The organism is Paenarthrobacter sp. CM16 (genome assembly GCF_013179505.1).
Lineage (GTDB): Bacteria > Actinomycetota > Actinomycetes > Actinomycetales > Micrococcaceae > Arthrobacter.
Map to the genome: position 1 here is coordinate 1 of NZ_JABMCX010000288.1, position 5937 is coordinate 5937.

Annotated in this window: 5 protein-coding genes; 2 read left to right on the plus strand and 3 right to left on the minus strand. The window is 63.7% G+C overall.

Going from position 1 to position 5937, the window contains the following annotated elements; genetic code table 11:
• Both HP499_RS19730 and HP499_RS19735 read left to right on the plus strand, forming a co-directional pair.
• Positions 1-1397: chlorohydrolase family protein (locus HP499_RS19730; protein WP_172325847.1), on the plus strand; the 1397-nt coding region annotated here is incomplete at its 5' end.
• Positions 1398-1431: 34 nt separating this feature from the next.
• On the plus strand, positions 1432-2133 hold the full coding sequence (locus tag HP499_RS19735) for a GntR family transcriptional regulator (RefSeq protein ID WP_253951707.1): 702 nt from the start codon (positions 1432-1434) through the stop codon (positions 2131-2133).
• Between the two features lie 63 nt (positions 2134-2196).
• On the opposite strand, the gene HP499_RS19740 is transcribed toward HP499_RS19735, so the two are convergent.
• The 3 genes from HP499_RS19740 to HP499_RS19750 form a co-directional block, all read right to left on the minus strand.
• Positions 2197-3618, minus strand: a complete 1422-nt coding sequence (locus tag HP499_RS19740) for a DUF4032 domain-containing protein (protein ID WP_026542642.1) — start codon at positions 3616-3618, stop codon at positions 2197-2199.
• Positions 3615-5204 carry a beta-N-acetylhexosaminidase gene (locus HP499_RS19745; protein WP_172325849.1) on the minus strand — a complete coding sequence of 530 codons (1590 nt, stop codon included), beginning with the start codon at positions 5202-5204 and terminating at the stop codon, positions 3615-3617. Before HP499_RS19745 ends, HP499_RS19740 begins: the two co-directional genes overlap by 4 nt.
• Before the next feature lie 95 nt (positions 5205-5299).
• On the minus strand, positions 5300-5937 hold a 638-nt coding region (locus HP499_RS19750), incomplete at its 5' end, for a TOBE domain-containing protein (RefSeq protein WP_172325850.1).

Sequence of the window (5937 nt, forward strand, 5' to 3'; positions counted from 1 at the left end):
CGTGCGTTGTCTACAGCGGAGACGTCATTGACTACGTTGGCCATGACTACACCGGCCCGGTAAACGAAGAAATCCACGCAGGTGATGCCCTGCTCATGCCCGGACTGATCGACCTCGATGCCCTGACGGACATCGACCACCTCATCCTGGACAGTTGGGCCGGCCCTGAACAGGCCAAGGGGCACCAGTGGTCAGAGGACTACTTCCGCAACCGCCGGGCGGACGTCTTCACGGCCGAAGAACGCCGGCAGGTCCGGGAATATGCGTTGATCCAGCTGGTTCTGCACGGCATCACCACCTACATGCCCATAGCTTCCGAGGTTCACTCGCAATGGGCCGAGCCCTTCGAGGAACTGACGGGCATGGCAGAAACAAGCCGGCGCCTGGGCCTCCGCGGCTACTTGGGCCCCGCGTACCGCTCAGGCGTGAATGTTGTGCTGGAGAACGGCGAACGGTCTGTGATGTTCGACGACGATCGCGGCCGTGAGGGGCTGGCGGATGCCCTGCGCTTCCTGGACCATGCAACGGAACTCAACCACCCATTGGTCAGCGGAGTCCTCCTCCCATGCCGGATAGAGACCCTGGACATCGAGTTGCTGAAGGAAACGGCGGCGGCTTCCGAGGAACGGGATGTCCTGGTCCGTCTGCACTCGCTGCAGGGCTTGGTTGAACGCGGGCTGATCCAGGAATGGCACGGCGTGACGCCTTTGGAGCTCCTGGACCAAGTGGGTTTACTCAACGAACGCCTTTTGATCCCGCATGCAACCTACACTGACCGGAATCCCGCCGTGTTCGGTGAGGACCGGGGCGACCTCAAGCGCTTGGCGGACAGCGGTGCCAGCATCATCCACTGTCCACTGACGTCCATGCGTTACGGCAGCACGCTGGATTCCTTCCAGGCTTACAAGGAAGCGGGCGTCAACATCTCGCTGGGAACCGACTCGTTCCCGCCGGACCTCATCCGGGGAATGGACGCGGGCGTGCAACTGGCCAAAATCCTGGCAGGGAGGAACGACGCCGGTGATGTCGCCGGATACTTCGACGCCGCCACGCTGGGTGGGGCACAAGCGTTGCGTCGTCCTGATTTGGGGCGCCTCGAGGCCGGTGCCCAAGCAGATATGGTGGCCTTCTCGCTGGCAGACATCCGCGACGGCGTCCACGATGATCCGCTCCGGACTCTCCTTCTGAACGGCACGGCCCGCCAAGCGGTGCTCTCCGTGGTAGCCGGCAGGACCATCATGAAGGGCGGCACGATCGATGGAGTGGACCTGGGCTACTGGCGTGCGAAGGGCCAGGAGCTCTTCGACAAGATGCGCCGCGCCTACACTGCCCGCGATGTCCGGAACCGACCGGCCAATGAGCTGTTTCCGCCCGTGTATGCTCGGTTGGAACGCTGACCGGCGCCGTCCGGCCCACGGAGCGGACGCCGGCATGAAGGGAAGTTTGACAGTGGCTGAGGCGATGCCGGACAACGGAAACGGCCGTGATGACGAGGCCCGTGCGGAGAACGTCTACCAACTGGTGTTGGAGGGCATTGTCACGGGTACCTATGCGCAGGGTATGCGCTTGCGCGAACGTGAACTCTCCGAGCTCTACAACGTCTCCCGCATACCGGTCCGGGAAGCCATTCAACGCCTGGAGCAGGACGGTTTCGTGGCGACGTTCCCACGCCGGGGTGCTGTGGTCCGGCAGTTGACCCTGACGGATGTCAACGAGCTCTTCGATGTTCGCCTGTGCTTGGAAACCTTCGCCGCGAGGATGGCCGCCACCCGGGTTGCCGAGGGCAGCGACGGTGGACGGCTCGTGGAACTCATGGAAGCGTCCAGGGCCGCGATCGACGACGACAGGGCAGACGACGTCGCCCTCATCAGTGCCGAGCTGCACGCGGAAATTGTGCGGTTGTCCGGGAACCGGCTCCTGATTGAATCGGTGAAGCCCCTGTTTGGACGGATGCGCTGGATTTTCGGACTGGCACACAACCGCAGCAACGAGCTCCAGCGTGATGAGCATACGGAACTATGCAACGCGATCCTGAAGGGCAAGCCGGATTTGGCGTACTCCCTGGCGTACTCGCACATTGAGCTGGGCCGCGAGCCGGTCCTGGCCGGCTTGGCGGAAACCCTGGAACCGTGAGTTTTTGTACAGATAACGCCCTTTAGAGGCCCTCTTCCGGGTGTTATCTGTACAAAAACTCCGCTAGTCGTCGGCGTCCGGGTACTCTTCCTCGTCTTCATCGTCGTAGCGGCCGGATTCCTCTACTTCAACCTCAAGGATCTTCAGCAGCTCCGTATCCGGGTTCAGCATGATGGCTGCCTCGTCCCGGCGGTGCTGCAGCACCGTGTCCAGGTAGGACTGGACGGTCTCCGCCAGGGGGACGTACCTGTCCTGCTTCTGGCTCATGTACCAGCGGTGCTCCAAGACCTCGTGGACCACTTCGGCGGGCTCCAGCTTCCCCGCCAAGTGGCGGGGGATGGAACGGACAATGGGCTCGAAAATCTGGCTGACCCAGATGTGGGCGCTGATTTCCTCGTCCAGGTCCGGGTTGTTGTCCGCCCGGAACTGGTCCATATCATTCAGGAGCCGGCGGGCCTGGTTCTCCTGGGCGTCCAATCCGGTCAGGCGCAGCAATCGACGCTGGTGGTGGCCGGCGTCGACGACCTTTGGTTGGAGCTGGATGGTGGAGCCGTCCGCCGTGGTCTTGATGGCGTACTCCTCCACATCAAAGCCGAGCTCGTTGAGGCGGCGGATGCGGGCGGCCACACGCCAGCGTTCACCGAGTTCAAACGACTCTTTCTCCGTCAGCTCGGTCCAGAGCCTGCGGTAGCTGTCCATGATCAGTTCACTGGTGGCCACGGGGTCCACCTTTTCCTCGATGAGCCCGCCGTCCAGCAGGTCCATCAGTTCGCCGGCGATGTTCACACGGGCGATCTCGAGATCGTACTCGCGCTGTCCCATGGACAGGTCCGGGTAGAGCTCACCGGTCTCGGCATCCACCAGATAGGCGGCAAACGCGCCGGCGTCGCGGCGGAACAAGGTGTTGGACAGCGAGACATCGCCCCAGTAGAAGCCCACAAGGTGCAAGCGCACCAGCAACAGCGCCTGGGCGTCAATAAGGCGCGTCAAGGTGTCCTTGCGGAGCATCTGGGAGAACAGCGCACGGTACGGCATGGAGAACTTAAGGTGCCGCGTCACCAGAACAGGGTTCAGGGGCCGGCCATCCGCGGTGGTGCGTCCGGTGATCACAGCTACCGGCTCCACGCAGGGAACATCCAACCGGGCCAGCTTCCGCAGCATGTGGTACTCGTGGCGGGCCACATGCTCGGAGGTTTCCTTGATGGCGATCACCGAACCACCCAGGTGCGCGAAACGTACGATGTGCCGGGAAATACCGCGGGGGAGTGCCGCAAGGTTCTCGGCAGGCCAATCCTCCAACGCGATGTGCCACGGAAGATCCAACAGCTCCGGGTCCGCAGACGCCGCCGTGATGTTCAAGGAACCGATGACGCTGGCCGGCGGTGCGGTGTCCTGCGCACTCGCCGCTTCAGTGCGGGGGAGCTTGCCGATCTGCCCGTAGTCGGTAGGTTCGTCGTGCCACTGGGCTCCGTTTTGCTCGCTCATGCCTCAATTGTTCCGTACTCAGGGGCGGAGGACGTTCCGGTGTCCGGGAACGGCCACGCCGATGTTGCCGACCACTCGACGTCGGGCGCTGCCTGGAAGGCGACGCCCTGGTTGGCGAGCCGCTCGCCCAAGGCGCCGAGCCGACGTCGGAAGTCACCTGCGTTGCGGAGCTCCTGGCCGGACCAGGCGACTTCCGCCAACGAAACAGCCCTGGGGTAGAGGAGCCATTGGGCTTGGGCGTTGTTCCGCACCGTTTCCGTCCACAGGGGGCCTTCGACGCCAAGAATGTGCTGGTCCCTCAGGCCGCCCTGGGCGGGATCCCAGTTGTAGTACTCGGACCAGGTGAAGGGCCCGCCTTCCACCCATTCGAGCCCGATAGGACTCTCCGGGGAGTACTTCTGGTCCAGGTAGGTGTTGGCGGCCGGCGACATGATCACCGGCGAACCGGCGGCCTCGGCCTGCTTGACCACCGGGGCGAGATCGCCGAACCAATACTGGATGACTGAACCCTCGGGGAGTTCACCGGCGGCGTACTCGTTCCAACCCACCACGGTTTTGCCGGTGTTGGCGGCGATCTTTGCGAATTCCTGAACCATGGCAACGTAGTCGTCATGATCGGTGACCTTCGCTTCGTCACCGCCGATATGGATGTAAGGGCCCACCGTCATGGCCGCGAGCTGACCAAGGACCTCGCGGACGAACTCGTAGGTGGCAGGGAGCGACCCGTCCAAGGTTGACCAGCCAACAGCCGACGTGGTGCTCATGGGTTTGGCCAGGCCATCGGCGTTAAGCTGCGGAACCGCTGCGAGGGCGGCGTTGACGTGCCCGGGCAGGTCAATCTCCGGTATCACCAGGACGTTCTTGGTGGCGGCGTAGGCCTGGATGTCGAGGAAGTCCTGTTGGGTGTAGAACCCTTCCCGGCCCCGCACCGGCATGGCCGTGGAAACCTCAACGGCGCCCTGTCCTCCCACGGCGGTCAGGTTCGCGTACGGCAGCCCGGAAGGGTTGCCCTCAGTGCCGGGATCGTGAATTTCGATACGCCAGGCTTGGTCGTCGGTGAGGTGCAGGTGGAGGGCGTTCAACTTGAACTGGGTCATGAGGTCAATCTGTTCTTTGACCTCCTCCACTGTGAAGAAGCTGCGGGCAACGTCCAGCATGAGGCCCCGGTAGGCGAACCGCGGTGCGTCGGCAATTTCGACGGCGGGAATCACCCATTCGCCGTGGCTTGCCTCGGTGTTCTCAACGGCGGCCGGGAAAAGCTGCCGAAGCGTCTGCACACCGTTGAAAAGCCCGGCCGGAGTGGCGGCCGTGAGCCTGGCGCCCTTCTCGGTGACGCTGAGTGTGTACGCTTCCGGGCCGCCGTCGAACGCTTCCGCGAACTCGAGGGAGATGTCACCGGGGCGGGTGTCCTCGACGAGGGGCAGTTCAAAACCGGTACCTCCGCGCAGCAACAATGCCAACTGTTCGGCGACCGGCACGGCCGGGGCCGGTGCGCTGATCCGTGCTGTGGGGGCGAGCGTGAAGGCAGGGGTGTCTTGGAGTGCGACGTGGGAGGGGCGGGGGATCAGGGTGTCCGTCGTATTCATGCCATTCTTTCGCAGGAGAAAGGTTAACGTGAGAGCGGCCCGACCTGGAGGGGTCGGGCCGCTGTCATGCGGAGTTATAGGACTGCCGGTGGGGACTAGTCGCCCAGGCGGAGGCCGGTCTTGGTGTCGAACAGGTGCACGTGGCCGGACTGCGGACGAACGAAGATGGACTCGCCCTTCATCGGGGGGCGACGACCGTCGACGCGTGCAACGATGTCGTGGCTCTTGCCATCGAGGATGGTGTGGCCGTAGACGTAAGCGTCGGCACCGAGTTCTTCGACCACGTCAACCTCAACCTGGAGGCCTTCGCCGTTGCCGACGGTCTCGAGGTCTTCCGGACGGGAACCGACGGTGACGGTCTGGCCGTGAGCCTCTTCGAGGACGTCGCGCGGCACGGGGTAAACCGTTCCGCCGAACTGGACGCCGCCGTCGACGACCGGCAGTTCCAGCAGGTTCATGGCCGGGGAGCCGATGAAGCCTGCAACGAAGACGTTCTGCGGGCGGTCGTAGAGGTTGCGCGGGGTGTCGACCTGCTGGAGCAGACCGTCCTTCAGCACTGCGACGCGGTCACCCATGGTCATTGCTTCGACCTGGTCGTGCGTCACGTAAACCGTGGTGACGCCGAGGCGGCGGGTCAGGGATGCGATCTGCGTACGGGTCTGGACGCGGAGCTTGGCGTCAAGGTTGGAAAGCGGCTCATCCATGAGGAAGACCTGCGGGTTACGGACGATTG

Coding starts and splice junctions, on each gene's coding strand:
- HP499_RS19735 (WP_253951707.1), top strand. CDS start 1,432: ATGAAGGGAAGTTTGACAGTGGCTGAGGCGATGCCGGACAACGGAAAC.
- HP499_RS19740 (WP_026542642.1), bottom strand. CDS start 3,618: ATGAGCGAGCAAAACGGAGCCCAGTGGCACGACGAACCTACCGACTAC.
- HP499_RS19745 (WP_172325849.1), bottom strand. CDS start 5,204: ATGAATACGACGGACACCCTGATCCCCCGCCCCTCCCACGTCGCACTC.